The following is a 25787-nucleotide window of genomic DNA, read 5'->3' as shown; positions in this document are numbered from 1 at the left end:
GCTATGGAAGAAGGTCTGCGCTTTGCGATTCGCGAAGGTGGTCGTACCGTAGGTGCGGGTGTGGTTTCTTCTGTAATTGCTTAATTGAGGGATATTGATAAATGGCAAACCAAAAAATCCGTATCCGCCTGAAAGCTTATGATTACAGTCTGATTGACCGTTCTGCGCAAGAAATTGTTGAAACTGCCAAACGTACTGGCGCTGTTGTTAAAGGTCCGATTCCTTTGCCAACTAAAATCGAACGTTTCAACATCTTGCGTTCTCCTCACGTGAACAAAACTTCTCGTGAACAATTGGAAATCCGTACCCACTTGCGTCTGATGGACATCGTGGATTGGACTGACAAAACTACTGATGCACTGATGAAACTGGATCTTCCAGCAGGTGTGGATGTAGAAATTAAAGTTCAATAAGAACTAAAAAACCGAACAGCTTGGCTGTTCGGTTTTTTATAGAATTCTTAGGCCGTCTGAAAATTTTCAGATATTTGGCAACACTTCATCCGAAAAAAATGATGGGTTTAAGAAGTAAAATTGAAATTTTTGTTGATATTTCTTTGATTTGTCAATTATAATGGCGGACTTGGTACATCCGTATCAAGTTTAACTTTGTCTGAAAGGCAGGCCAATCGTAGCCCGCCCCTTTACTTAAAAGGAAAATAATCATGACTTTAGGTCTGGTTGGACGCAAAGTTGGTATGACTCGCGTGTTCGATGAACAGGGTGTTTCTGTTCCGGTAACCGTTTTGGATATGTCTGCCAACCGCGTTACACAAGTGAAATCCAAAGATACTGACGGCTACACTGCTGTACAAGTTACCTTTGGTCAGAAAAAAGCTAATCGTGTCAACAAAACTGAAGCCGGTCACTTTGCTAAAGCAGGTGTTGAAGTTGGTCGCGGTTTGGTTGAGTTTGCTTTGACTGAAGAAAAACTGGCTGAATTGAAAGCCGGTGATGAAATTACCGTTTCTATGTTTGAAGTTGGTCAATTGGTAGATGTAACCGGTACCTCTAAAGGTAAAGGTTTCTCTGGTACGATTAAACGTCATAACTTCGGTGCTCAACGTACTTCCCACGGTAACTCCCGTTCTCACCGTGTTCCTGGTTCTATCGGTATGGCACAAGACCCTGGTCGCGTGTTCCCTGGTAAGCGTATGGCAGGTCAATACGGTAACACTAAAGCAACTGTTCAAAAATTGGAAGTTGTACGTGTTGATGCTGAACGCCAACTCTTGTTGGTTAAAGGTGCTGTTCCGGGTTCGGTTAACAGCGACGTCGTGGTTCGTCCTAGCGTGAAAGTAGGTGCGTAATGGAATTGAAAGTAATTGACGCTAAAGGACAAGTATCTGGCAGCTTGGCTGTTTCTGATGCTTTGTTTGCTCGTGAATACAATGAAGCTCTGGTTCACCAACTGGTTACTGCTTACTTGGCAAATGCCCGTTCTGGTAATCGTGCTCAAAAAACTCGTGCCGAAGTAAACCACTCTACTAAAAAACCATGGCGCCAAAAAGGTACCGGTCGTGCTCGTTCCGGTATGACTTCTTCTCCGCTGTGGCGTAAAGGTGGTCGTGCATTCCCAAACAAACCAGATGAAAACTTCACTCAAAAAGTGAACCGTAAAATGTACCGTGCCGGTATGGCGACTATTTTGTCCCAATTGGCTCGTGATGAACGTTTGTTTGCAATCGAAGCATTGACTACTGAAACTCCTAAAACCAAAGTTTTTGCTGAACAAGTGAAAAATTTGGGTTTGGAGCAAGTTCTGTTTGTAACTAAACAGCTCGACGAGAATGTTTACTTGGCTTCACGCAACTTGCCTAACGTATTGGTTTTGGAAGCTCAACAAGTTGATCCTTACAGCTTGCTGCGTTACAAAAAAGTCGTTATCACTAAAGATGCAGTTGCACAATTAGAGGAGCAATGGGTATGAATCAACAACGTTTGACTCAAGTAATCTTGGCACCTATCGTTTCTGAAAAAAGCAACGTATTGGCTGAAAAACGTAACCAAATGACGTTTAAAGTTTTGGCAAATGCAACCAAACCTGAAATTAAAGCAGCCGTTGAGTTGTTGTTCGGCGTTCAAGTTGCAAACGTTACTACTGTTACCATTAAAGGTAAAGTTAAACGTTTTGGTCGCACTTTAGGTCGTCGCAGCGATGTTAAAAAGGCTTATGTAAGTCTGGCTGCCGGTCAAGAGTTGGATTTGGAAGCCGCTGCTGCAGCTGCAGATAAGGAATAAACAAAATGGCAATCGTTAAAATGAAGCCGACCTCTGCAGGCCGTCGCGGCATGGTTCGCGTGGTAACAGAAGGTTTGCACAAAGGTGCACCTTATGCACCTCTGCTCGAAAAGAAAAATTCTACTGCCGGTCGTAACAACAATGGTCATATTACTACCCGTCATAAAGGTGGTGGCCATAAACATCATTACCGCGTAGTAGATTTTAAACGTAACAAAGACGGTATCCCTGCAAAAGTAGAGCGTATCGAATATGACCCTAACCGTACTGCATTTATCGCACTGTTGTGCTATGCAGATGGTGAGCGTCGCTACATCATTGCTCCTCGTGGTATTCAAGCAGGTGCAGTATTGGTTTCCGGTGCTGAGGCTGCTATCAAAGTAGGTAACACTCTGCCGATCCGCAATATTCCTGTTGGTACAACTATTCACTGTATCGAAATGAAACCAGGTAAAGGCGCGCAAATTGCGCGTTCTGCTGGTGCTTCTGCGGTATTGCTTGCAAAAGAAGGTGCTTACGCACAAGTTCGTTTGCGTTCTGGTGAAGTGCGCAAAATTAGCGTAAATTGCCGTGCAACTATCGGTGAAGTTGGTAACGAAGAACAAAGCCTGAAAAAAATCGGTAAAGCTGGTGCTAACCGCTGGCGTGGTATTCGTCCGACCGTTCGTGGTGTTGTAATGAACCCTGTTGATCACCCACATGGTGGTGGTGAAGGCCGTACTGGTGAGGCTCGCGAACCGGTTAGCCCATGGGGTACTCCTGCTAAGGGCTACCGCACTCGTAATAACAAACGCACGGATAACATGATTGTTCGTCGTCGTTACTCAAATAAAGGTTAATTAGTATGGCTCGTTCATTAAAAAAAGGCCCATATGTAGACCTGCATTTGCTGAAAAAAGTAGATGCTGCTCGTGCAAGCAACGACAAACGCCCAATTAAAACTTGGTCACGTCGTTCTACCATTTTGCCTGATTTTATCGGTCTGACTATCGCTGTTCACAACGGTCGCACTCACGTGCCTGTGTTCATCAGCGACAATATGGTTGGTCATAAATTAGGTGAGTTCTCATTGACCCGTACCTTTAAAGGCCACTTGGCTGATAAAAAGGCTAAAAAGAAATAAGGTGAATCATGAGAGTAAGTGCACAACATAAAAACGCCCGTATTTCAGCTCAAAAAGCTCGTTTGGTGGCTGATTTGATTCGTGGTAAAGACGTTGCCCAAGCTTTGAATATCTTGGCATTCAGCCCTAAAAAAGGTGCTGAGCTGATTAAAAAAGTATTGGAATCAGTAATCGCCAATGCCGAGCACAACAATGGTGCTGACATTGACGAACTGAAAGTGGTAACTATCTTTGTTGACAAAGGCCCAAGCTTGAAACGTTTCCAAGCTCGTGCCAAAGGTCGCGGTAACCGCATCGAGAAACAAACTTGTCATATTAATGTGACAGTGGGCAACTAAGGAAAAGCTATGGGACAAAAGATTAACCCTACAGGCTTTCGCCTGGCGGTAACTAAAGACTGGGCTTCAAAATGGTTTGCTAAAAGCACCGACTTTTCTACTGTTTTGAAACAAGATATTGATGTTCGTAACTACTTGCGTAAAAAACTGGCTAATGCTTCAGTTGGTCGCGTAGTGATCGAGCGTCCTGCTAAATCTGCACGTATTACCATTCACTCTGCTCGTCCAGGTGTGGTTATTGGTAAAAAAGGTGAGGATATTGAAATCTTGAAGCGTGACTTGCAAGCTTTGATGGGTGTGCCTGTTCATGTAAATATTGAAGAGATTCGTCGTCCTGAATTGGATGCACAAATCATTGCTGATGGTATTGCCCAGCAGCTTGAAAAACGTGTTCAATTCCGTCGCGCTATGAAACGTGCAATGCAAAATGCAATGCGTTCTGGTGCTAAAGGCATCAAGATCATGACTTCAGGCCGTCTGAATGGTGCAGATATCGCTCGTAGCGAATGGTACCGTGAAGGTCGTGTGCCTTTGCATACTTTGCGTGCGAATGTAGATTATGCAACTAGCGAAGCACACACCACTTATGGTGTGCTGGGTCTGAAAGTTTGGGTTTATACAGAAGGTAATATTAAATCTTCTAAACCTGAGCATGAGAAGAAACAAAGAAAGGCAGGTGGACGTAATGCTGCAGCCAACTAGACTGAAATATCGCAAGCAACAAAAAGGTCGTAATACCGGTATTGCTACTCGCGGTAACAAAGTAAGTTTCGGTGAGTTCGGTTTGAAAGCCGTAGGTCGTGGTCGTTTGACTGCCCGCCAAATCGAAGCTGCTCGTCGTACTATGACTCGTCATATTAAACGTGGCGGTCGTATTTGGATTCGTGTATTCCCTGATAAACCAATTACTGAGAAACCTATCCAAGTTCGTATGGGTGGCGGTAAAGGTAATGTGGAATATTACATTGCTGAAGTTAAACCAGGCAAAGTATTGTACGAAATGGACGGTGTTCCTGAGTCTTTGGCTCGTGAAGCATTTGAATTGGCCGCTGCCAAATTGCCTATTCCTACAACCTTTGTAGTAAGACAGGTGGGTCAATAATGAAAGCAAATGAATTGAAAGACAAATCTATTGAGCAATTAAACTCTGATTTGTTGGACTTGTTGAAAGCTCAGTTTGGCTTACGCATGCAAAATGCAACCGGTCAGTTGGGTAAATCTAGCGAGTTGAAACGTGTACGTCGCGATATTGCTCGTATTAAAACCATTTTAACTGAAAAAGGTGCTAAGTAATGAGCGAAGCTAAAAATGTTCGTACTTTGCAAGGCAAAGTGGTAAGCGACAAAATGGACAAAACTGTTACAGTATTGGTTGAGCGTAAAGTTAAACATCCTCTGTACGGTAAAATTATTCGTTTATCAACTAAAATCCATGCTCATGATGAAAACAATCAATATGGCATTGGTGATGTAGTGGTAATCGAGGAATCTCGTCCTTTGTCAAAAACCAAGTCTTGGGTTGTAAAAGAATTGGTTGAGAAAGCGCGTACTGTTTGACTTAAAACACAGTAATGTAGCTTAATAAGAAACGAAGTCTTGCAGCAAAGTTAATTTGCGTGTAAACTTCGTTTCTTATCTTCCAGCTTCTTATGGAAGTTTCTCTCCCTTCGGGATCCAAGACTGGTTTACTAGAACCGTGATGGTTTCATTTAATAAGCAGCTTAAAGTAAGATGCAAGTTATATGAAAGTGGTAAATTAAGTTGGTTAATTTAAAGGTACTAATATGATTCAAATGCAGACCATCTTAGATGTGGCTGATAACTCTGGTGCGCGTCGCGTAATGTGCATCAAAGTATTAGGCGGATCTAAGCGTCGCTACGCTTCTGTTGGCGATATTATTAAAGTTGCAGTTAAAGATGCAGCCCCACGTGGTCGTGTCAAAAAAGGTGATGTATACAATGCGGTAGTTGTTCGTACTGCTAAGGGTGTGCGTCGTCCTGATGGTGCGTTAATTAAATTCGATAACAATGCTGCTGTGTTGTTGAATAATAAACTTGAACCTCTGGGTACTCGTATTTTTGGTCCGGTAACCCGTGAATTGCGTACTGAGCGATTTATGAAAATCGTTTCATTGGCGCCTGAAGTATTATAAGGAATAGCGCGATGAATAAAATCATTAAAGGCGATCAGGTTGTAGTGATTACCGGTAAAGATAAAGGTAAGCAAGGTCAAGTAGTTCGAGTGTTGGGTGATAAAGTTGTTGTTGAGGGTGTTAATGTTGTAAAACGCCATCAAAAACCTAATCCAATGCGCGGTATTGAGGGTGGTATTATTACTAAAGAAATGCCTTTGGATATTTCTAATGTTGCAATCCTGAATCCGGAAACTAATAAAGCAGACCGTGTTGGTATTAAGCTGATTGAAAATGAAGGCAAAGTTAAACGCGTTCGTTTCTTCAAGTCAAATGGCTCTATCATTGGAGCATAAGGAGATAACATGGCTCGTTTGAGAGAGTTTTATAAAGATACAGTTGTTCCTGAATTGGTTAAACAATTTGGTTACAAATCAGTAATGGAAGTTCCACGTATTGAAAAAATCACCTTGAATATGGGTGTGGGTGAAGCTGTTGCTGATAAAAAAGTTATGGAACACGCTGTTTCTGATTTAGAGAAAATTGCTGGTCAAAAACCAGTTGTGACTGTTGCTCGTAAATCTATCGCTGGTTTTAAAATCCGTGATAACTATCCAGTTGGTTGCAAAGTAACATTGCGTCGTGATCAAATGTTTGAATTTTTAGATCGTTTGATTACTATTGCATTGCCTCGCGTACGTGACTTCCGTGGTGTAAGCGGTAAATCATTTGATGGTCGTGGCAATTACAATATGGGCGTTCGCGAGCAAATTATTTTCCCGGAAATTGAATACGATAAAATCGATGCTTTGCGTGGTTTGAATATTACTATTACAACTACTGCAAAAACTGATGAAGAAGCGAAAGCTTTGTTGTCACTGTTCAAGTTTCCGTTTAAAGGATAATCATGGCTAAGAAAGCACTTATTAATCGTGAACTGAAACGTCAAGCATTGGCGAAAAAGTTTGCAGCTAAACGTGAGGCAATTTTCGCTGTTATTAATGATGCTAATGCGACTGAAGAAGAACGTTTTGAAGCACGTTTGAAATTTCAATCCATTCCTCGTAATGCAGCACCTGTACGTCAACGTCGTCGTTGTGCTTTAACAGGTCGTCCTCGTGGCACTTTCCGTAAATTTGGTTTGGGCCGTATTAAAATCCGTGAAATCGCTATGCGTGGCGAGATCCCTGGTGTTGTTAAAGCTAGCTGGTAATAGGAGTATAAATAATGAGTATGCATGATCCTATTTCCGATATGTTGACTCGTATTCGCAATGCGCAACGTGCTAATAAAGCAGCAGTTGCCATGCCTTCCTCTAAACTGAAATGTGCAATTGCAAAAGTTCTGAAAGAAGAAGGTTATATCGAGGATTTTGCGGTTTCTGCTGATGCAAAACCGGTATTGGAAATTCAATTGAAATACTATGCAGGTCGTCCTGTGATTGAGCAAATTAAACGTGTTTCACGTCCAGGTTTGCGTATTTACAAAGCATCAAGTGAGATCCCTAGCGTAATGAATGGCCTGGGTGTCGCTATTGTTAGTACTTCTAAAGGTGTAATGACTGATCGCAAAGCCCGTTCTGAGGGTGTGGGTGGTGAGTTGTTGTGCATCGTAGCCTAGTGGAGAAAAGTAAATGTCACGCGTCGCAAAAAACCCAGTGACTGTTCCTGCTGGTGTAGAAGTAAAATTCGGAACAGATGCATTGGTTATCAAAGGTAAAAACGGTGAATTGTCTTTTCCTTTGCATTCCGATGTTGCTATTGAACTGAACGATGGTAAATTGACTTTTGCTGCAAAAAATGACAGTAAACAGGCTAATGCTATGTCTGGTACTGCTCGTGCATTGGTTAATAACATGGTTAAGGGAGTTTCTGAAGGTTTTGAGAAAAAACTTCAATTGATTGGTGTGGGTTATCGTGCCCAAGCTCAAGGTAAAGTTTTGAACCTGTCTTTGGGTTTCTCTCATCCAATCGTATATGAAATGCCTGAAGGTGTTTCCGTTCAAACTCCTAGCCAAACAGAAATCGTTTTGACTGGTGCAGATAAACAAGTGGTTGGCCAAGTCGCTGCTGAAATTCGTGCATTCCGTTCTCCTGAGCCTTATAAAGGTAAAGGTGTTCGTTATGTAGGTGAAGTAGTAGTGATGAAAGAAGCCAAGAAAAAATAATTGAGGTTCACTAATGGATAAACATACAACCCGACTCCGTCGTGCACGCAAAACCCGTGCGCGTATTGCGGACTTGAAAATGGTAAGATTATGTGTGTTCCGCAGCAATAATCATATTTATGCTCAAGTAATTAGTGCTGAAGGTGATAAAGTATTGGCTCAAGCCTCTACATTGGAAGCTGAAGTACGTAGTAGCCTGAAATCAGGTGGCAACGTTGAAGCAGCAGCTGTAGTTGGTAAGCGTATTGCTGAAAAAGCTAAAGCAGTGGGTGTTGAAAAAGTTGCTTTTGACCGTTCAGGTTTCCAATATCACGGTCGTGTGAAAGCTTTGGCTGAAGCTGCACGTGAAAATGGTTTAAGCTTCTAATATTTGGAGACTTTCAGATGGCAAAACATGAAATTGAAGAACGCGGTGACGGCCTGATTGAAAAGATGGTCGCAGTTAATCGCGTGACTAAAGTAGTTAAAGGTGGCCGTATTATGGCTTTCTCTGCACTGACTGTTGTTGGTGATGGTGATGGTCGCATCGGTATGGGTAAAGGTAAATCAAAAGAAGTACCAGTTGCTGTTCAAAAAGCAATGGATCAAGCTCGACGCTCTATGATTAAAGTGCCTTTGAAAAACGGTACTATTCATCATGAAGTTATTGGTCGTCATGGTGCTACTAAGGTATTTATGCAACCTGCTAAAGAAGGTAGCGGTGTAAAAGCTGGTGGTCCAATGCGTTTAGTATTTGATGCTATGGGTATCCATAACATCTCAGCTAAAGTACATGGTTCTACTAACCCTTACAATATTGTACGTGCTACATTAGACGGTTTGTCTAAACTGTATACCCCTGCTGATATTGCTGCTAAACGTGGCTTGACAGTAGAAGATATTTTGGGAGCTAACCATGACTGAGCAAAAAAAGATTAAAGTTACATTGGTTAAGAGCCTGATCGGTACAATTGAATCTCATCGTGCATGTGCTCGTGGTTTAGGTTTACGCCGCCGTGAGCATACTGTGGAGGTTTTGGATACCCCTGAAAACCGTGGCATGATCAATAAGATCAGCTACTTGTTGAAAGTGGAGTCTTAATATGTTTTTGAATACTATTCAACCTGCTGAGGGTGCTACTCACGCTAGTCGTCGTGTAGGCCGTGGTATTGGTAGCGGCTTGGGTAAGACAGGTGGTCGTGGTCATAAAGGTCAAAAAAGCCGTTCTGGTGGCTTCCACAAGGTAGGTTTTGAAGGCGGTCAAATGCCTTTGCAACGTCGTTTGCCAAAACGTGGTTTCAAATCTTTGACTGCAGCCGCTAATGCTGAAGTTCGTTTGAGTGAATTAAATCTGATTGCTGTGAACGAGATTGATGTCTTGGTTCTTAAACAAGCTGGTCTGATTTCTGCAACTGCTTCTAATGTAAAAGTTATTGCTTCTGGTGAAATTTCAAAAGCAGTTACCTTGAAAGGTGTAAAAGCTACTAAAGGTGCTAAAGCTGCTATTGAAGCTGCCGGTGGTAAAGTAGAAGAATAAGGCTTGCACTACAGTGGCTAATCAACAATCTTTATCAGGATTATCCAAATTTGGTGATCTGAAAAAACGTCTGGTGTTCCTTTTAGGTGCTTTAGTCGTTTTCCGTATTGGTGCTCATATACCGGTACCGGGCGTAGATGCTGTTGCATTAGCTAAGTTATACGAAGGCGCTGCAAACGGCATATTCGGAATGTTAAATATGTTCTCGGGTGGTTCGTTGGAGCGCTTTAGTATATTTGCAATTGGTATCATGCCTTATATTTCGGCATCAATTATTGTTCAGCTTGCTTCTGAAATTGTTCCTTCTTTAAAAGCTTTGAAGAAGGAAGGTGAGGCTGGTAGAAAAATAATTACGAAATATACTAGGTATGGGACGGTATTATTGGCTGTATTGCAAAGCTTTGGTGTTGCAACATTTGTTTATCAACAAGGTGTTGTTGTAACGAGTTCGCTTGAGTTTCATATTTCTACAGTAGTCTGTTTGGTTACAGGTACTATGTTTCTGATGTGGTTAGGGGAGCAAATTACCGAGCGTGGTATTGGTAATGGTATTTCTTTAATTATTACAGCAGGCATTGTATCGGGTATTCCATCCGGTATTGTTCGGATGCTAACTTTGACTGAACAAGGCTCTATGAGTATGTTGATGGCGGTATCAATTGTGATTGGTATTTTGCTGTTGATCTATGCTGTAGTCTATTTTGAGAGTGCTCAGCGTAAAGTTCCTGTGCATTATGCTAAAAGACAGTTTGGCTCTGGAATGATGCCGGGACAAAGCATTCATATGCCGTTCAAGCTAAATATGGCAGGTGTTATTCCTCCTATTTTTGCTTCCAGTATCATTTTATTTCCATCTACACTTTTAGGTTGGTTTGGTTCAAATAGTACGAATTCTGTTCTTCATAAGGTTGCTGCAATGCTGCAACACGGACAGCCTTTGTATATTGTATTATTTGCCACAACTATCATCTTCTTCTGCTATTTCTATACTGCTTTAGTATTTAGCCCTAAAGAGATGGCTGAAAATTTGAAGAAGAGTGGTGCATTTGTGCCAGGTATTCGCCCAGGTGAGCAAACCTCTAGATATTTGGAAAAAGTGGTACTAAGACTGACATTGTTTGGTGCTTTGTACATTACTACAATCTGTCTGATACCTGAATTTTTAACGACGGCATTGAAGGTTCCTTTCTATTTAGGTGGAACATCTCTGCTCATTTTGGTTGTCGTTACAATGGATTTTAGGACACAAATCAATTCATATCGAATGAGTAGTCAGTATGAAGACTTGATGAGTCGTCCAGATATGAAATCTTTGTCACGTAAGTAGGCTTATGGCTAAAGAAGATACCATACAGATGCAGGGCGAAATCCTTGAGACTTTGCCCAATGCAACATTTAAAGTAAAACTGGAAAATGATCATGTAGTACTTGGTCATATATCTGGCAAAATGCGGATGCACTATATCCGTATTTCTCCAGGTGATAAGGTAACAGTTGAATTAACTCCTTATGATTTAACCCGTGCTCGGATTGTTTTCCGAGCAAGATAAACGATAAAAGGAAATAAAATGCGTGTACAACCTTCTGTAAAGAAAATTTGTCGCAATTGCAAGATTATTCGTCGTAATCGTGTAGTTCGCGTAATTTGTACTGACCCACGTCACAAACAACGTCAAGGTTAAGAAGCTAGTTTTCTTAACTATTGATTTTGTGGTATAGTGACATACTTTGCCCTAAAAAGGAAAAAATATGGCTCGTATTGCAGGGGTAAATATCCCTAATAATGCCCATATCGTAATTGGCCTTCAGGCTATTTATGGTATTGGTGCGACTCGTGCTAAATTGATTTGTGAGGCAGCAAATATTGCTCCTACTACTAAAGCAAAAGATTTGGACGAGGCTCAATTAGACGCTTTGCGTGAGCAAGTTGCTAAATATGAAGTTGAAGGCGATTTGCGTCGTGAAGTAACGATGAGCATTAAACGACTGATGGATATGGGTTGCTATCGTGGCTTCCGTCATCGTCGTGGCTTGCCTTGTCGTGGTCAACGCACTCGCACAAATGCTCGTACCCGTAAAGGTCCGCGCAAAGCGATTGCCGGTAAGAAATAAATTTTAAGGAATTTGATTAATGGCTAAAGCAAACACAGCTTCGCGTGTACGTAAAAAAGTACGTAAAACCGTAAGCGAAGGTATTGTGCACGTTCATGCATCTTTCAACAATACCATCATTACAATCACTGACCGTCAAGGCAATGCATTGTCTTGGGCTACCTCTGGCGGCGCTGGTTTTAAAGGTTCTCGTAAAAGTACACCATTTGCAGCACAAGTTGCAGCAGAAGCAGCTGGTAAAGTTGCCCAAGAATATGGCGTTAAAAATTTAGAAGTTCGCATTAAAGGCCCTGGCCCTGGTCGCGAATCTTCTGTACGTGCTTTAAACGCTCTTGGTTTCAAGATTACCAGCATTACTGACGTTACCCCGTTGCCTCATAACGGTTGCCGTCCGCCTAAAAAACGTCGTATTTAATATTGGAGTGATTTAAAACATGGCACGTTATATTGGCCCTAAATGTAAATTAGCACGTCGCGAAGGTACGGATCTGTTTTTGAAGAGTGCACGTCGCTCTTTGGATTCCAAATGTAAAATGGATTCTGCACCTGGTCAACACGGTGCGAAAAAACCACGTTTGTCAGACTACGGTTTGCAATTACGTGAAAAACAAAAAATCCGTCGTATTTATGGCGTATTAGAGCGTCAATTCCGTCGTTACTTCGCGGAAGCAGCTCGTCGTAAAGGCTCTACCGGTGAATTGCTGCTGCAATTGCTGGAGTCTCGTTTGGACAATGTCGTTTACCGTATGGGTTTCGGCTCTACTCGCGCCGAAGCACGTCAATTGGTTTCTCACAAAGCTATCGTCGTAAACGGTCAAGTTGTTAATATCCCTTCTTTCCAAGTTAAAGCAGGTGATGTTGTAGCTGTTCGTGAAAAAGCTAAGAAACAAGTACGTATCCAAGAAGCATTGAGCCTGGCCACTCAAATTGGCTTGCCAAGCTGGGTATCTGTTGATGCCGACAAATTGGAAGGCGTATTCAAAAATATGCCGGATCGCTCAGAATTGTCTGGCGATATTAATGAACAGCTGGTGGTAGAGTTCTACTCTAAATAATGCTAGCTCAATGAGGGACAGTTAAATGCAAAATAGCACAACCGAATTTTTGAAACCTCGTCAAATCGATGTAGATACCTTGTCTCCAACTCGGGCCAAGGTGTCTATGCAGCCATTTGAACGTGGTTTTGGTCATACTTTAGGTAATGCTTTGCGTCGTATCTTACTGTCATCCATGAATGGCTTTGCCCCAACTGAAGTAGTTATTTCCGGTGTATTGCACGAATACTCTACTATTGATGGTGTTCAAGAGGATGTTGTTGACGTTCTCTTGAACATTAAAGGTATCGTATTCAAGCTTCACGGTCGTAACCAAGTTCAGTTGACTTTGAAGAAAACAGGTGCCGGTGCAGTTGTAGCCGGTGATATTGATTTGCCACACGATGTGGAAATCATCAATCCTGAACATGTTATTTGCCACTTGGCTGACAATGGCCAAATCGACATGGAAATTAAAGTAGAGCAAGGTCGTGGTTATCAGTCTGTTTCAGGCCGTCGCGTATTGCGTGATGAGAACAAACAGATTGGTGCGATTCAGTTGGATGCGAGCTTTTCGCCCATCAGTCGTGTTAGCTTTGAAGTTGAACCTGCACGCGTAGAGCAACGCACGGATTTGGATAAATTGGTTTTGGATATTGAAACCAATGGTTCTATTGATCCAGAAGAGGCTGTACGTAGTGCCGCACGTATCTTAATTGACCAAATGTCTATTTTTGCAGATCTACAAGGTACTCCGGTTGAAGAGGTTGAAGAAAAAGCTCCTCCTATCGATCCTATCTTGCTGCGTCCTGTAGATGATTTGGAATTAACCGTACGTTCAGCTAATTGTCTGAAAGCTGAAGATATTTACTATATTGGCGATTTGATTCAACGTACTGAAACCGAGCTTCTCAAGACCCCTAATTTGGGTCGTAAATCTTTGAATGAGATCAAAGAAGTGTTGGCCTCTAAAGGTCTGACATTAGGTTCCAAATTAGAAGCTTGGCCGCCTGTAGGCTTAGAAAAGCCGTAAGTTTGAAGATTAAAGGATAATGACATGCGTCATCGTAATGGCAACCGCAAATTAAACCGTACTAGCAGCCACCGTGCTGCGATGCTGCGCAATATGGCGAATTCCTTGTTGACTCACGAAACCATCGTGACAACTTTGCCTAAAGCAAAAGAATTGCGCCGCGTAGTTGAGCCCTTGATTACCTTGGGTAAAAAACCTTCTTTGGCAAACCGTCGTTTGGCTTTTGACCGCACTCGCGATCGTGATGTTGTAGTTAAATTGTTTGACGAATTGGGTCCACGCTTTGCTGCTCGTAACGGCGGCTATGTTCGTGTACTGAAATACGGTTTCCGTAAAGGCGACAATGCTCCTTTGGCATTGGTTGAATTGGTTGATAAAGCAGCTGATTCTGCTGAATAAGCAAATTAATATGAAAGCACTACCTGTTTAGGTGGTGCTTTTTTATTTGGATAGCCCCTTTCTCATTTCGCAGTGCTACAATGATACTTGTAGCATATCCAAAGAAGAGGCAGTTGTAGCTCCCTTTCTCATTTCGCAGTGCTACAATTACACTGTAGTTATCCGTGTACTACCTAGCGTTGTAGCTCCCTTTCTCATTTCGCAGTGCTACAATCAACCCTTAAACAAAAAAATTAATGATAGAGTTGTAGCTCCCTTTCTCATTTCGCAGTGCTACAATTTACACCAGTATCGATAGCTAACATTGCTGGTTGTAGCTCCCTTTCTCATTTCGCAGTGCTACAATCGCCTGTCGATATCTATGACTGGCCGATTTGTTGTAGCTCCCTTTCTCATTTCGCAGTGCTACAATGGGAGGGGTAGATATAACTGACCTACAACAGTTGTAGCTCCCTTTCTCATTTCGCAGTGCTACAATCTGAAGATAAAGCGAGCTACTACTTCGGCGGTTGTAGCTCCCTTTCTCATTTCGCAGTGCTACAATTGGTTGAAAGATATGGTGACATTTCCCGGCGTTGTAGCTCCCTTTCTCATTTCGCAGTGCTACAATTAAAAGTTCAGTATATGCCATTCTTGATGAGTTGTAGCTCCCTTTCTCATTTCGCAGTGCTACAATGTAGTACGCGCGCGCGCGGGAACATAATTAGTTGTAGCTCCCTTTCTCATTTCGCAGTGCTACAATATCGATAATGAAAAACCGAAAGAAAACCGCGTTGTAGCTCCCTTTCTCATTTCGCAGTGCTACAATTTTTTCATGCCTGATTGCTTTGGATTGTGCGTTGTAGCTCCCTTTCTCATTTCGCAGTGCTACAATTAATGGTAAAGGCCGTCTGGCTTCCCTCTTGTTGTAGCTCCCTTTCTCATTTCGCAGTGCTACAATCCTTTTTCTGTATAGGCGTTGCCATCGAAAGTTGTAGCTCCCTTTCTCATTTCGCAGTGCTACAATACTTCGATGGGAAATCCTTATTCTATAAGGGTTTCCCGTTTTATTTTGTCTAATAAAATGAGCTTAAAATAATAATAGTTGGTCGGAATTTACCCTTTTTTCTTGGGTTTTCAGCTCTCCCAACAGCAGTTTCATGGTGGCATATTGCTTTTCTGTTACTTCCAAACAGCGGATTGAACCTTCTTGCGGTAGGTTTGCACATAGCCTATTGTGGTGTTTTTGCAACGAGTCTCGACCTTTGACAATACGGCTGTATACAGAAAGTTGGAGCATTTGGTATCCATCTTTTAATAGAAACTGGCGGAATTGATTGGCGGCTTTGCGCTTTGCCGCTGTGGTGACCGGTAGGTCGAAGAAGACGATAATCCTCATAAATTTGGCCTCACTCATATTGGTATTCTTTCAATGGCAAGATTTCAGGCAGTTTCAGCTGTTTGGCGTTTTTATCGGTTACGCTGGCTTGAAATGAGGAAATCATTTTGTCTATGGCAGCCAAGGTGCTGAAATGTTGTCGTTCGATACAGATTTGACAGTGAAGGGTCTTGATAAGGTTTTGTTTGATGTTAGGGGTCAGATCAGTTTTCAGACGGCCTTGTTCATGCAAATGTATAACGACCAGGTCGGCCAATGGGCGTAAGGGTTCGATAAAGTCATCGGCGAGGTTGAATGGATTTAGTTCGCTCCTATGAAACAAGCCTAATGCAGGCAACCAACCATATAAGGTCAGGGCGCGTGCTACTGCTGCACGGAGTACGGCGTAGGTGTAGTTCAATGCAGCATTGACGGCGTTGTTGTCATTACGGGTAAACTTTTCTCCAAAGAGGGCTTGGAAGTAGAGGACGGCAGCTTGGGCTTCACGGTTTCCTGTATCGCCTGAACGGACTTCGAATGCCAAAGTGCGCAGCCGTTTGGCTGCAAGATCATTGCCTGTTTCGTCTGCGACAAATGCTTGATTCAGGATTTTTTGACGGACGATATGTTGCCAGATTTGCTTTTTTAAGGGTTCGCTTATATTCAGCTGCAGCTTGAGGATTTTAAGTTGGCGGTGATATTGGGCATAAGGCAGCCATTGTCCGCAGGGCAGGAACTGTTCGTCACATGTCAGTAAGGTTGCGCCATATTCGGCTAAGGCTGATAGGAGTGGGGCAGTAATCAGGGTTTCTCGGTTTTCGATGATGATAACGGTGATGTCTTCTAATGGTACGGTATGGGACTCGCCGTTTTGTTGAATCAGCAGTTGTCGGCGTTGCAAGGATAGTTTGCCGCCGTTTTGAATGAGCAGGCTGCGCCAAGTCATATTTTCCCCCTTATTTTTATATAAAAAATCCCTGCTTCAGGCCGTTTGAAACAGGGATAGTTTAATTTAACGGACAGGTGGGCGTTTTTTCAGACGGCATGGTCTGATTTCTTTGCCCAGTTCATCAATTTGGTATTTTTGGAATGAAAGGGCGGTTTTGACACCGATTCTATATATACCGTCTTTACCTTTCGATTTTTCCATATCATGTTCTCTAAGAGAAATAGCTCCTGTGGCTCGATCTAATCCTGAAAAATAACCTAAAAAACTATCTTTTTTAAGCTGAACTTTAATCAAATCATTGGCATAAAGTACAAATTTAAATCTGAAGCTTTCATCTATTACAGTCCAGTCCTCTTCATCTGCATAAGCAACAACAGCCCTATCCGGCAAAATCCCTTTCGCTACCTGCCAACTGTAAATCGGTACCAGATAATACTTGCCGCCTTTCTCAAACACATCTACGCGCACCATGGTTGCGCTGTCGGCAATACCGTTATGGTTGCGCACCCATACGCCGGTTTTCTGTACTTGCTCTATGCGTACGGCTTTTACCTGTTGAGTGCGGTTGCCTGCTTTATCGTATTTGTAAAACGGCTCGGCAAAGGCTTTGGCAGGATCGTCTTTATGTGCTTTCAGCCGTGCTTTCAGCGCTTCGTATAGCTTAGGTTCACGCTCCCGATTGACCATTTTTTCCAAGTCTTTCAGTTTTAACTGTGTCAGCGGTACGCGCAACACGCTGATGCCTTCGTTCAGTCGTTTGGCGGATTTGACGGTCTCCATATGGCCTTGCCCGCTCATCTTCCGATTAGGCGCGCGCGAAACAAATAGTGGTGTAACGTATTCGTGTATGGCTTCGGGGCGAGAAGATAATTTTTCTGCGAGCAGGGTACGCAGTTTTTCGGGGGTATCGGCTTCTTCAAATTCGGGTTTGCCGTCCGGTTTGCCGAAGACGCGAATCATGACTTCTTGTGCGAAAAATTCCCAAGGTTGTGGGAAGTGTGTTTTTTGATGCAGCACTTCTCCTGTTTCTTTATCTATGGTTTTGCCGTCAAACGCGTTCATCTCTTTATAGCGTACAAAACGGGTAATTTTCTGCTGCATGGCAACGGTCGAGCAGGCAACGACGACTGCGTCCAAGGCGTGATGGCGATCGTTTTCCGCACGCACTTTGCGCAATCCCCAAAAGCCGCGCAACAGATTGGTAATTTGTCCGTTTGAGGCAAAGACACGTCTTTTCCCTTTACCTGTCAGCCGCATACGGTCGGCAACAAATTGGCACAGGAAACGGTTGACGTAGCGCGTATCGTTCAGATTGCGTTCTTTAAAGCCATCTTCATCGAATTTTTGCAGCAGAATCCGTTGTTTTTTACTGCGTGGGAAACGGCTGGTTTCGACACGCGCTTTAAATTCCTGCCATTCGCGGTTGTTGTCTTTGCCGTTGAAGTATTCGTAAGGGGTTTGGTTGCTTTTGTTTTGGTTTTCGCTGCCCAATACCAGCACTTTATTGTTGAAACTGTCGTCCCATGTGCGCGAGAACGGCAGGGCATGGTCGATTTCGACATAGCCTTTTTCGTTCAGACGGCCTAAGTTGATTTCTTTGCCAGAATACAGGCATTTGCCGTGTTGTTGCTCGTACAGGCGCAGTTTCAGAATATCTTTGGATTTGGGTTCGCCGACAAAATTGGGGAAATACTCTCGGAATTTGGCGGCTGCTTTTTCCCGGTCTTTACGGTTTTCTTCTTGGCGTTTTTCGATTTCTTTGCGGTCTTTAAACGATTTTCCTACTTCCCTTGCCGTTTCAATATGGATACGTGCAGGGGAGCCGTAACGCCGAACTACGCCGTTAATGACTTTTCTAGCCTGAGATAAGGCGCGCAAGACGACTGGATTGCGGATTTCGTCGGCAGGGATGGGCGGCAGATAAATCTTTTCTTCCGTATTCTTCTTGCCGTAATGGTCTCCGTAGATTTCAGCGCAGGCTTCATCGTAACGTTTGCCTTGCTCCATTAGAGGCACAATTCGGCGCAACGCTTTCAAGGAAATTTGGACGAACTTATCGAAGCTGATGTGTTTCAACAGCGCTTCTAAGATTTCGGGCTGTACACGGTCTTTCAGATGGCCTGTAATATCTTCATCGGTTTTGAACAGGGAGAATACCGTGCCGATTTCGTCTTGTAATTCGGGAGAAAGGTTTAATGGGGACTTTTTGTCTTTCAATCCTTCTTTTTCCAGCGCACGGCTGATGGCATGGTAGGCCTTCATTTCCATCAATGTTGAGGTTTCGGCATTGTCTTTACCATAGTGTAATCCTTTGAAAAAGGCGGTATCTTCTAAACCCAGTAGCTTACGGGCTTGTGCGTAAGTCAGTTTCTTTTTATACGGCTGATTTATAAGTATGGTGCGTTCGGTATCGGTCAATGGCCGCTCGCTGCCTTGCTCTAAAATACGCAGGTTGTTCAGCTTGGTCAGCCAGATGAAACGTTCGGCTGTGTAGGTGTTTTTAGCGGCTTTCGGCTCTGTCGGTTCGAAGGTGCAATGCCCCAACATTTTTTGAATGGCATCGCCGGACAGAGCAGGGCGTTGCGCCATCAGCAGGGTTTCAATACCTTCTTTAAGGCCGTCTGAAACATGCGGATTGCCGAATTCTTTTTGTTTTTCAAACAGCAAAACCAGCTCCGCCTGTAAATCTTCGCGGCTGAACGTATGCGAATAATCGCCGCGCTGGTTGCGGATATGGCCGCTTTCTTTTTCAAATTTATTTAAAGCCAATTCGGCCGGAGTGCGGAAATTGCCTGTCTTTAAGGCTTGAGTGTTACTCTTCATACCTGCACGCAAAGCCCCAAGCTCCTTATCGGCAGTTTCGCCCTCGTTTTTTCTTTGCGACAAATAGCCGCGATGTTTGATTAAATGCAACAAGACTGCCGACCACTCCAAAGGCGTCAGTTTGCGGTCTAATGCGGCTGCGCGAAGTTGCCATGGTGTATTCGGTAAGGATTTAATCAAGCCGTTTTCATCAAAATCGGCGGCTTGTAATACGCCCTCGCGTTTCAATAGGCGACGGGCTCGAAGTAGGCGGTGGGCGCGACGGCGGGTCAGGCGGCGAACACTGCGTGCCAAGCGTCTTGCCGCTGCGAGAGAGTCGCCTGTTTTTGGTACTTCGGCCCGCTCAAATACGCGCAAGCCCAAATCAATCAGGCGGATGGGGTTTTCTTTTTCGTCAATTTCTACCATCGCCCAGCCGACGGATGCGATGCCGATATCGAGACCGAGGATGTAGTTGATTGGGTTGGGTTTGAATGCAGCCATCAGTTTCTCCGTAATGTGATGTTTGGTAAATATAAATATATCCTAAGTAAGTATTTCCATGCAAATGAAATGCTTGACTGGGTGCCGATTTGGAATTAGAATTTGAACATATTGTTGCACTGCGAAATGAGAAACGTTGCTACAATAAGGCCGTCTGAAAAGATGTGCCGCAACGCTCTGCCCCTTAAGGCTTCTGCTTTAAGGGGCATCGTTTTATCTAGATGGCAGGGATTAAAAAGGCCGTCTGAAATTTCAGACGGCCTTTGGTTTTACCAGATATCGGATTTGATTTTGCGTTTCAAGCCCGGGTGTTCAGAGAGTTTGAACTCTGGGTCTTTGCCCATTTTCAGCTTGGCTGTGTAGTCTTTCAACAGCAGGAAGGCAAGCGGGGACAGGAGCAGGATGGCGACGAGGTTGATCCATGCCATGATGCCCATGGCCATGTCTGCCATATCCCATACCAAGGGTACGTTGGCAACTGCGCCGAAGTAGACCCATGCCAAAACCAGCATACGGAAAACGGCGGTAACCAGCCAATGGCTCTTGATGAATTGGACGTTGGACTCGGCATAGGCATAGTTACCGATAACGGTTGAAAAGGCAAACATAAACAGGATGACGGCAAGGAAGCCCGCGCCCCATTGACCCACTTGGCTGACAATCGCTGCCTGCGTCAACGCCGCACCGCTCAGGTCGCCGTAAGGCTGCTGATAGGTCAAGACGATAAAGGCGGTACATGAGCAGACGATGATGGTATCGACGAAAACGCCCAGCATTTGAATCATGCCTTGGGAGACGGGGTGTTTCACTTCGGCAGCGGCGGCGGCATTCGGCGCGGAACCCATACCCGCCTCATTGGAATACAGGCCGCGTTTGATACCCTGCATCATGGTGGTCGAAATCAGACCGCCGAGGAAACCGCCTGCAGCCGAATCGAAGTTGAACGCGTTGGAGAAAATCTGACCGAACACGTCAGGAATCAGGGAAATATTGGTAGCAATGATGAAGAGTGCTATGACGAGATATAAAACCGCCATCAGCGGAACGATGATTTCCGCGGCTTTAGATACGCGACGGATACCGCCGAAGATAATAGGGGCAGTCAGAATGACCAGGGCGACACCGACATAGTGTTGATCCCAGCCCCATGCCGCTTTGGTGGTATCGGCGATGGTATTGGTCTGTACAGCTTCAAATACAAAGCCGAAACAGAAAATCAGGCTCAGGGCGAACAAAACGCCCAGCCATTTTTGTCCCAGGCCTTGAGTGATGTAGTAGGCAGGGCCGCCGCGGAAGTGGTGGTTGTCGTAGTCCCGAACTTTAAAGAGTTGGGCCAGTGAAGATTCGACAAACGCCGAACTCATGCCGATTAAGGCGGTTACCCACATCCAGAACACCGCGCCCGGTCCGCCGAGTTTGATGGCAATCGCCACGCCGGCGATGTTGCCCACGCCTACGCGGCTGGCCAAGCCGGTAACGAATGCTTGGAACGGTGTGATTCCGTGCGGATCATCACCTTGTTTGCGGCCGCCCAACATTTCTTTAATACTGCGGCCGAAGAGGCGGAATTGTACAAAACCGGTGGTAACGGTGAAAAAGAGGCCTGCGCCTAAAAGCATATATACCAACCCCGACCACATTTGGTCGTTGATGGCGTTTATCAAGCCGTGAAGCTGTTCGAAAAATTGATCCATACAAACCTTTCAGAGTTTCTGCATTTTCAGACGGCCTGTGTGTGGAGGCTGTCTGTAACTGGATGTATTCTAGCAGACTGTCAACAAACTGAAAAACGTTTACATATTCTTTTTTATATTATCTTTTTGATTATCATGTAATTTTATTATTATGGTGTAAAGGATTTATCGATTTAAACTCTTCCGTTTTACATATTTGAACAAAAAGACCGCCTGAAAACAGAGTCTTGTTTTCAGACGGCCTTGATTTTATTTCAATGCGTTATTCGGGACGCATTTGTGGGAACAGAATCACGTCGCGGATGGTTTGCGAATCGGTCAGCAACATTACCAAGCGGTCGATACCGATGCCGCAGCCGCCTGTCGGTGGCAGGCCGAATTCCATGGCGCGGATGTAGTCGGCATCATAGTGCATGGCTTCATCGTCGCCGGCGTCTTTTTGCGCCACTTGCGCTTTGAAGCGTTCGGCTTGGTCTTCCGGATCGTTCAACTCAGAGTAACCGTTTGCCAGTTCGCGGCCGACAACGAAAAGCTCGAAGCGCTCGGTCAAACCCGGTTTGCTGTCGGATGCGCGTGCCAATGGCGACACTTCGACAGGGTAGTCGATGATGAAAGTCGGGTTCCACAGTTTGCCCTCGGCGCAACCTTCAAACAGGGCAAGTTGCAGGCTGCCGATACCCGGAGACGGAGGCAGGCTTTCGCCGTGTTTGACGATTTCTTTTTTCAGCCATTCTTCATCGTTCAACTGCTCATCGGTGTAGTGCGGATTGTATTTCTTGATGGCACCGAGAATGGTCAGGCGTTCAAACGGACTTTCCAAATCGACTTCTTTGCCGTTGTAGCTGATTTTTGCCGTACCGTTTACCGCGCGGGAAGCGTTGCGGATGACGTCTTCCGCCATTTGCATCATACGTTCGTAGTCGGAGAAGGCTTCGTAGAATTCGATCATGGTGAATTCAGGGTTGTGGCGCACGGACATGCCCTCGTTACGGAAGCTGCGGTTGATTTCAAACACACGTTCCAAACCGCCGACAACCAAGCGTTTCAGATACAGCTCGGGAGCAATGCGCAGGTAGAGCGAAATATCCAAAGCGTTGTGGTGGGTAACGAAAGGTTTCGCTGTTGCGCCGCCTGGAATCGGGTGCATCATTGGGGTTTCAACTTCCAAATAATGCTCGTTGACCATGAAATTGCGCACGGATTGGATGATTTGGCTGCGTTTGATGAAGGTATTGCGCGATTCTTCGTTGGCAATCAAATCGACGTAGCGTTGACGGTATTTGGTTTCCTGATCGCTCAAGCCTTTGTGTTTGTCCGGCAGCGGACGCAGGGATTTGGACAGTAGACGGATGTTGGACACGCGCACGGTCAATTCGCCGTGGTTGGTTTTGAACAAAGTACCTTCCGCGCCGACGATGTCGCCCAAGTCCCAGTGGTTGAAGTCGTCCAAAACTTCTTGGCTCACGCCTTTGTTGTTCAAATAAAGCTGGATTTGGCCGGTAACGTCTTGAATGGTGGCGAAGCTGGCTTTGCCCATTTGACGTTTGAGCATCATGCGGCCGGCCACTTTGACGGGAATGCCTTGCGGGTCGAGTTCTTCTTTGCTGATTTCACCGTATTGGGTGTGCAGGTCGGCGGCAAAGCTGTCGCGTTTGAAATCGTTAGGGTAGGCGTTGCGTTCTTTGCGGATGTTGTGCAGTTTCTCGCGGCGCAGGGCGATGATTTGGTTTTCGTCCAACTGCGGCTCGATTTGCGGATTGTTTTGTTCGCTCATGGTGTTTTCCGGAAAAATGAGTCAGGCTGCCAGAGTTTTCAGACGGCCTGAATAAAGTGAAAAATTGGCTCTATTTTACGCGATGTCGGTGTTTTTTTCTATAAAGGCAGAAAGGCCGTCTGAAACCTGAAAAATCGGTTTCAGACGGCCTTTTGTTTCATGAAGGGCAGTATCGGCGGTTAGATATCGGTTTCTAAATAAACAACTTGGGTCTGCAGATATTCTTCCAAACCGTGTTTACCGTCGGCGCCGCCGATACCTGATTTTTTCCAACCGGCATGGAAGCCCTGCATAGCTTCAAAGTTTTCGCGGTTGATGTAGGTTTCGCCGAAACGCAGGCGGCGGGTTACATAAAACGCTTCATTCAGATTGGTGGTATAGACGGAGCTGGTCAGGCCGAACTCGCTGTCGTTTGCCAAAGCGATGACTTGGTCAAGCGTGTCGAAAGTGGCAACCGGCAGGACTGGGCCGAAGGTTTCTTCTTTCATGATGTCCATGCTGTTGTCGGTATCGGTCAGCAGGGTAGGTTCGAAGAAGTAGCCTTTGCCGTCGGCACGTTTGCCGCCGCAAACCAAGGTTGCGCCTTGTCTAACTGCGCGTTCGACTTTTTCGGCAACGGATTTTACGGCGCGTTCTTCAATCAATGGGCCCATTTCCAGTGCGCCGGGTTCGGCTTCGGCCGGGTTGCCGTAGCGCACGCCTTTCATGGCGGCGGTCATTTTTTCAATAAATGCGTCTTTCAGGCTGCTGTGGACATACACGCGTTCGGCGCAGTTGCAGATTTGGCCGGTATTGCCCACGCGTGAAGCCAAGATGGATTTCACTGCCAAGTCCAAATCCGCGTCTTTCAAAACGATGGCAGGGGCTTTGCCGCCCAGTTCCAGTGAGACTTTGGTAATGTTGGTGGCGGCGGCTTCCATTACTTGGCGGCCTGCATCGACAGAACCGGTCAGGCTGACCATATCGACTTGCGGATGCGATGCCAAGGCATTGCCTATTTCTGCGCCAGGGCCGTTGACGACGTTGAATACGCCGGCCGGTAAGCCTGAAGCATGAACGATTTCAGCAAAGATGTGGCAGTTGATCGGGGTCACGCTGCTGGGTTTGACGACGATGGTATTGCCTGTTACCAAAGCTGGGCCCATTTTGCGGGCGATCAGGAAGAATGGGAAGTTCCACGGCAAAATGCCGGCGATCACGCCTAAAGGACGTTTGAACAATAAAATATTTTCGCGCGGGCGGTCGCTCTGGATGATTTCACCTTCATAACGGCGCGCCCATTCGGCTTGGTAGTCGAGATAATCGGCAGTGAACATAACTTCTATGCGTGCCAAATCTTTGGTTTTGCCGCCTTCGGCGACAATGGTGTCGGTTAGCTCGTCGGCGCGTTCGCGGATGCCTTGGGCAATTTTGCGCAGGTATGCGCCGCGCTCAACGGCAGGCAAACGCTCCCATGCAGTTTGCGCATCTCTGGCCGCGGCAACGGCACGATCAACATCGGCTTTTCCGCCTTTAGGCTCACGCGCGATGACTTCTTCGGTTGCCGGATTCAATACATCACGCCATGTGCCGTTAAAGTCGGTTTCAAAGCGGCCGTTGATATACATAGACAGTTGTTTCATCAAACCTTCTCCTGTTGTTGTAGTTGGATGTAGTTTTAGTCTATGCCTAAATTGTCTGGCATACAAGAGGATTTAGCGTGGGTTGATGGTAGGTATTTGGAAGTTTTTAGAAAAAGATGATGGGTGAGGGAGTTGGATAAGAGGTCGGTGCTGGTGTGATGCCTTGAGTTGAGTCCATAACAGCATTGTGACAAAGCTCGGATATTGCTTGATTTTGATGATGAGAAAGGTATCAAGTGAAGAAAGGCTTGATGGAGAATATAAAAAAACCTGCTTTTTTCAAAGCAGGTTTTCATATTTGGTGGGTCGTGAGCGATTCGAACGCTCGACCAACGGATTAAAAGTCCGCTGCTCTACCGACTGAGCTAACGACCCGATAAGCTGTGCATTATAGGGAACTTGTTTCTTTTCGTCAACTATTTTTTTGAAATTTTTTTCAAAAAACGTAAATTGGCTGTTATTTGGCGTTAATTCTTCCTTTTTTGAGCATTTATTATGTTATGATTTTTGGGTCTGTCAGTTTTGACAGATATTTTTTAGACCAAAGGATATACAATATGAAAAAATTATTGATTGCTGCAATGATGGTAGCCGGTCTGGCTGCGTGTACACAAGAAGCGAAAAAAGAAACCCAAGAGGCGGCTTCTGCTGTTGCTTCCGATGTAAACGCTGCTGCTGAAAATGCAGCTTCTGCTGTTGATGCTGCTGCTTCTGAAGCCAAAGGTGCGGCTGAGCAAGCTGTTTCTGATGTTAAAGACGCTGCTGCAGATGCTAAAGCAACTGCGGATAAAGCAGTTTCTGACGCTAAAGATGCTGCCGGTAAAGCGGTTGAAGAAGCTAAAGAAGCTGTTTCTGATGCTAAGGATGCTGCCAAAGATGCAGCTAAAGACGCTATGGGTAAAGCAGCCGATGCGACTCAAGAAGCTGCCGACAAATTGAAAGACGCTGCTAAATAAGCTGGTGTTTGATATTTGAAAAGGCCGTCTGAAAT

Annotated in this window: 36 protein-coding genes, 1 tRNA gene, 1 pseudogene and 1 CRISPR repeat array; of the genes and pseudogenes, 31 read left to right on the top strand and 7 right to left on the bottom strand. The window is 44.9% G+C overall.

Translation table 11 applies throughout. The features are described from left to right. The 30 genes and pseudogenes from ACTHR7_RS08080 to rplQ form a co-directional block, all read left to right on the top strand. A pseudogene (locus ACTHR7_RS08080) lies at nt 1-84 on the top strand (hypothetical protein); the annotation flags it as partial. A 17-nt stretch (nt 85-101) separates the two neighbouring features. After that, nucleotides 102-413, top strand: coding sequence for a 30S ribosomal protein S10 (gene rpsJ, locus ACTHR7_RS08075; protein ID WP_002642322.1), 312 nt, complete (start codon nt 102-104; stop codon nt 411-413). A 251-nt stretch (nt 414-664) separates the two neighbouring features. Further along, nucleotides 665-1309: a 50S ribosomal protein L3 gene (gene rplC, locus ACTHR7_RS08070; RefSeq protein ID WP_070695179.1), complete on the top strand. Its 645-nt coding sequence runs from the start codon at nt 665-667 to the stop codon at nt 1307-1309. Further along, nucleotides 1309-1929: a 50S ribosomal protein L4 gene (gene rplD / locus ACTHR7_RS08065; RefSeq protein ID WP_440362151.1), complete on the top strand. Its 621-nt coding sequence runs from the start codon at nt 1309-1311 to the stop codon at nt 1927-1929. Before rplC ends, rplD begins: the two co-directional genes overlap by 1 nt. Further along, the gene (gene rplW, locus ACTHR7_RS08060; RefSeq protein WP_440362152.1) at nt 1926-2240 is read left to right on the top strand and encodes a 50S ribosomal protein L23; all 315 of its coding nucleotides are present in this window, start codon (nt 1926-1928) and stop codon (nt 2238-2240) included. Before rplD ends, rplW begins: the two co-directional genes overlap by 4 nt. A 5-nt stretch (nt 2241-2245) precedes the next feature. Beyond that, complete coding sequence (gene rplB / locus ACTHR7_RS08055) at nt 2246-3079, top strand: 50S ribosomal protein L2 (RefSeq protein ID WP_003684813.1); 834 nt, start codon at nt 2246-2248, stop codon at nt 3077-3079. 5 nt (nt 3080-3084) lie between these two features. Beyond that, the gene (gene rpsS, locus ACTHR7_RS08050) at nt 3085-3363 is read left to right on the top strand and encodes a 30S ribosomal protein S19 (protein WP_002215422.1); all 279 of its coding nucleotides are present in this window, start codon (nt 3085-3087) and stop codon (nt 3361-3363) included. 8 nt (nt 3364-3371) lie between these two features. Then, entirely contained in the window at nt 3372-3701 is a 330-nt protein-coding gene (gene rplV / locus ACTHR7_RS08045) for a 50S ribosomal protein L22 (protein ID WP_440370630.1), read from the top strand. Nucleotides 3702-3710: 9 nt separating this feature from the next. Then, nucleotides 3711-4403, top strand: coding sequence for a 30S ribosomal protein S3 (gene rpsC, locus ACTHR7_RS08040; protein WP_003684753.1), 693 nt, complete (start codon nt 3711-3713; stop codon nt 4401-4403). Beyond that, on the top strand, nt 4387-4803 hold the full coding sequence (gene rplP / locus ACTHR7_RS08035; protein WP_003684741.1) for a 50S ribosomal protein L16: 417 nt from the start codon (nt 4387-4389) through the stop codon (nt 4801-4803). Before rpsC ends, rplP begins: the two co-directional genes overlap by 17 nt. Further along, entirely contained in the window at nt 4803-4994 is a 192-nt protein-coding gene (gene rpmC / locus ACTHR7_RS08030; RefSeq protein WP_003684705.1) for a 50S ribosomal protein L29, read from the top strand. The genes rplP and rpmC overlap by 1 nt, the downstream gene beginning before the upstream one ends. Continuing rightward, complete coding sequence (rpsQ, locus tag ACTHR7_RS08025) at nt 4994-5257, top strand: 30S ribosomal protein S17 (RefSeq protein ID WP_003684766.1); 264 nt, start codon at nt 4994-4996, stop codon at nt 5255-5257. Before rpmC ends, rpsQ begins: the two co-directional genes overlap by 1 nt. Before the next feature lie 227 nt (nt 5258-5484). Next, nucleotides 5485-5853, top strand: coding sequence for a 50S ribosomal protein L14 (gene rplN / locus ACTHR7_RS08020; protein WP_002215434.1), 369 nt, complete (start codon nt 5485-5487; stop codon nt 5851-5853). 11 nt (nt 5854-5864) lie between these two features. After that, nucleotides 5865-6188 (top strand): 50S ribosomal protein L24, encoded by a 324-nt coding sequence (gene rplX / locus ACTHR7_RS08015; protein WP_036493506.1) that lies wholly within the window; start codon nt 5865-5867, stop codon nt 6186-6188. Nucleotides 6189-6197: 9 nt separating this feature from the next. After that, entirely contained in the window at nt 6198-6737 is a 540-nt protein-coding gene (rplE, locus tag ACTHR7_RS08010) for a 50S ribosomal protein L5 (RefSeq protein WP_003684750.1), read from the top strand. Between the two features lie 2 nt (nt 6738-6739). Further along, nucleotides 6740-7045 carry a 30S ribosomal protein S14 gene (gene rpsN, locus ACTHR7_RS08005; RefSeq protein WP_003684736.1) on the top strand — a complete coding sequence of 102 codons (306 nt, stop codon included), beginning with the start codon at nt 6740-6742 and terminating at the stop codon, nt 7043-7045. A gap of 14 nt (nt 7046-7059) precedes the next feature. Then, on the top strand, nt 7060-7452 hold the full coding sequence (gene rpsH, locus ACTHR7_RS08000) for a 30S ribosomal protein S8 (protein WP_003684738.1): 393 nt from the start codon (nt 7060-7062) through the stop codon (nt 7450-7452). A gap of 13 nt (nt 7453-7465) precedes the next feature. Then, entirely contained in the window at nt 7466-7999 is a 534-nt protein-coding gene (gene rplF / locus ACTHR7_RS07995; protein ID WP_004464590.1) for a 50S ribosomal protein L6, read from the top strand. 13 nt (nt 8000-8012) lie between these two features. After that, nucleotides 8013-8366 carry a 50S ribosomal protein L18 gene (gene rplR, locus ACTHR7_RS07990; RefSeq protein ID WP_070583498.1) on the top strand — a complete coding sequence of 118 codons (354 nt, stop codon included), beginning with the start codon at nt 8013-8015 and terminating at the stop codon, nt 8364-8366. Between the two features lie 17 nt (nt 8367-8383). Beyond that, nucleotides 8384-8902: a 30S ribosomal protein S5 gene (gene rpsE, locus ACTHR7_RS07985; RefSeq protein WP_003684704.1), complete on the top strand. Its 519-nt coding sequence runs from the start codon at nt 8384-8386 to the stop codon at nt 8900-8902. Then, nucleotides 8895-9080, top strand: a complete 186-nt coding sequence (rpmD, locus tag ACTHR7_RS07980) for a 50S ribosomal protein L30 (RefSeq protein WP_003684808.1) — start codon at nt 8895-8897, stop codon at nt 9078-9080. The genes rpsE and rpmD overlap by 8 nt, the downstream gene beginning before the upstream one ends. Nucleotide 9081: 1 nt before the next feature. Beyond that, nucleotides 9082-9516: a 50S ribosomal protein L15 gene (gene rplO, locus ACTHR7_RS07975; protein WP_070645682.1), complete on the top strand. Its 435-nt coding sequence runs from the start codon at nt 9082-9084 to the stop codon at nt 9514-9516. 13 nt (nt 9517-9529) lie between these two features. Next, the gene (gene secY, locus ACTHR7_RS07970; protein WP_070645680.1) at nt 9530-10843 is read left to right on the top strand and encodes a preprotein translocase subunit SecY; all 1314 of its coding nucleotides are present in this window, start codon (nt 9530-9532) and stop codon (nt 10841-10843) included. A 4-nt stretch (nt 10844-10847) separates the two neighbouring features. Beyond that, complete coding sequence (gene infA / locus ACTHR7_RS07965) at nt 10848-11066, top strand: translation initiation factor IF-1 (protein WP_003684714.1); 219 nt, start codon at nt 10848-10850, stop codon at nt 11064-11066. Nucleotides 11067-11084: 18 nt separating this feature from the next. Continuing rightward, complete coding sequence (gene rpmJ, locus ACTHR7_RS07960; protein WP_003697674.1) at nt 11085-11198, top strand: 50S ribosomal protein L36; 114 nt, start codon at nt 11085-11087, stop codon at nt 11196-11198. 67 nt (nt 11199-11265) lie between these two features. Then, a complete protein-coding gene (gene rpsM, locus ACTHR7_RS07955; RefSeq protein ID WP_003749295.1) occupies nt 11266-11628 on the top strand; it encodes a 30S ribosomal protein S13 in 363 nt (120 codons plus the stop codon). 19 nt (nt 11629-11647) lie between these two features. After that, nucleotides 11648-12043: a 30S ribosomal protein S11 gene (rpsK, locus tag ACTHR7_RS07950; RefSeq protein ID WP_002216249.1), complete on the top strand. Its 396-nt coding sequence runs from the start codon at nt 11648-11650 to the stop codon at nt 12041-12043. A 19-nt stretch (nt 12044-12062) separates the two neighbouring features. After that, nucleotides 12063-12683 (top strand): 30S ribosomal protein S4, encoded by a 621-nt coding sequence (gene rpsD, locus ACTHR7_RS07945; RefSeq protein WP_039863983.1) that lies wholly within the window; start codon nt 12063-12065, stop codon nt 12681-12683. A gap of 25 nt (nt 12684-12708) precedes the next feature. Beyond that, nucleotides 12709-13695, top strand: coding sequence for a DNA-directed RNA polymerase subunit alpha (locus ACTHR7_RS07940; RefSeq protein ID WP_107867948.1), 987 nt, complete (start codon nt 12709-12711; stop codon nt 13693-13695). 24 nt (nt 13696-13719) lie between these two features. Further along, a complete protein-coding gene (rplQ, locus tag ACTHR7_RS07935) occupies nt 13720-14094 on the top strand; it encodes a 50S ribosomal protein L17 (RefSeq protein WP_003684792.1) in 375 nt (124 codons plus the stop codon). Nucleotides 14095-14140: 46 nt separating this feature from the next. Then, nucleotides 14141-15100: direct repeats of the CRISPR family, unit length 36 nt; unit sequence GTTGTAGCTCCCTTTCTCATTTCGCAGTGCTACAAT. Nucleotides 15101-15163: 63 nt separating this feature from the next. Here the strand turns inward: rplQ and cas2 are convergent. The 7 genes from cas2 to ACTHR7_RS07900 all read right to left on the bottom strand — a co-directional run bounded on the left by cas2 (nt 15164) and on the right by ACTHR7_RS07900 (nt 25171). Next, nucleotides 15164-15490 carry a CRISPR-associated endonuclease Cas2 gene (gene cas2, locus ACTHR7_RS07930; protein ID WP_033912916.1) on the bottom strand — a complete coding sequence of 109 codons (327 nt, stop codon included), beginning with the start codon at nt 15488-15490 and terminating at the stop codon, nt 15164-15166. Further along, nucleotides 15483-16397 carry a type II CRISPR-associated endonuclease Cas1 gene (gene cas1 / locus ACTHR7_RS07925; protein ID WP_107867947.1) on the bottom strand — a complete coding sequence of 305 codons (915 nt, stop codon included), beginning with the start codon at nt 16395-16397 and terminating at the stop codon, nt 15483-15485. Before cas1 ends, cas2 begins: the two co-directional genes overlap by 8 nt. A gap of 66 nt (nt 16398-16463) precedes the next feature. After that, nucleotides 16464-19706, bottom strand: a complete 3243-nt coding sequence (gene cas9 / locus ACTHR7_RS07920) for a type II CRISPR RNA-guided endonuclease Cas9 (protein WP_440370629.1) — start codon at nt 19704-19706, stop codon at nt 16464-16466. A 269-nt stretch (nt 19707-19975) separates the two neighbouring features. Next, on the bottom strand, nt 19976-21400 hold the full coding sequence (locus ACTHR7_RS07915) for an alanine/glycine:cation symporter family protein (RefSeq protein WP_219089149.1): 1425 nt from the start codon (nt 21398-21400) through the stop codon (nt 19976-19978). A 262-nt stretch (nt 21401-21662) separates the two neighbouring features. Continuing rightward, nucleotides 21663-23174, bottom strand: a complete 1512-nt coding sequence (gene lysS, locus ACTHR7_RS07910) for a lysine--tRNA ligase (protein ID WP_440370628.1) — start codon at nt 23172-23174, stop codon at nt 21663-21665. A gap of 179 nt (nt 23175-23353) precedes the next feature. Then, on the bottom strand, nt 23354-24796 hold the full coding sequence (aldA, locus tag ACTHR7_RS07905; RefSeq protein ID WP_070814096.1) for an aldehyde dehydrogenase: 1443 nt from the start codon (nt 24794-24796) through the stop codon (nt 23354-23356). 299 nt (nt 24797-25095) lie between these two features. Further along, nucleotides 25096-25171, bottom strand: a tRNA-Lys gene (locus tag ACTHR7_RS07900). A 182-nt stretch (nt 25172-25353) separates the two neighbouring features. Here ACTHR7_RS07900 and ACTHR7_RS07895 point away from each other — a divergent pair. After that, nucleotides 25354-25752 (top strand): Ag473 family lipoprotein, encoded by a 399-nt coding sequence (locus ACTHR7_RS07895; RefSeq protein ID WP_070645672.1) that lies wholly within the window; start codon nt 25354-25356, stop codon nt 25750-25752. Nucleotides 25753-25787: the final 35 nt, after the last annotated feature.

Source organism: Neisseria sp. P0007.S010, assembly GCF_051962875.1.
GTDB lineage: Bacteria > Pseudomonadota > Gammaproteobacteria > Burkholderiales > Neisseriaceae > Neisseria > Neisseria subflava_A.
Note: the sequence above shows the minus strand (reverse complement) of the source record. Positions and strands in the feature narration are given on the sequence as shown.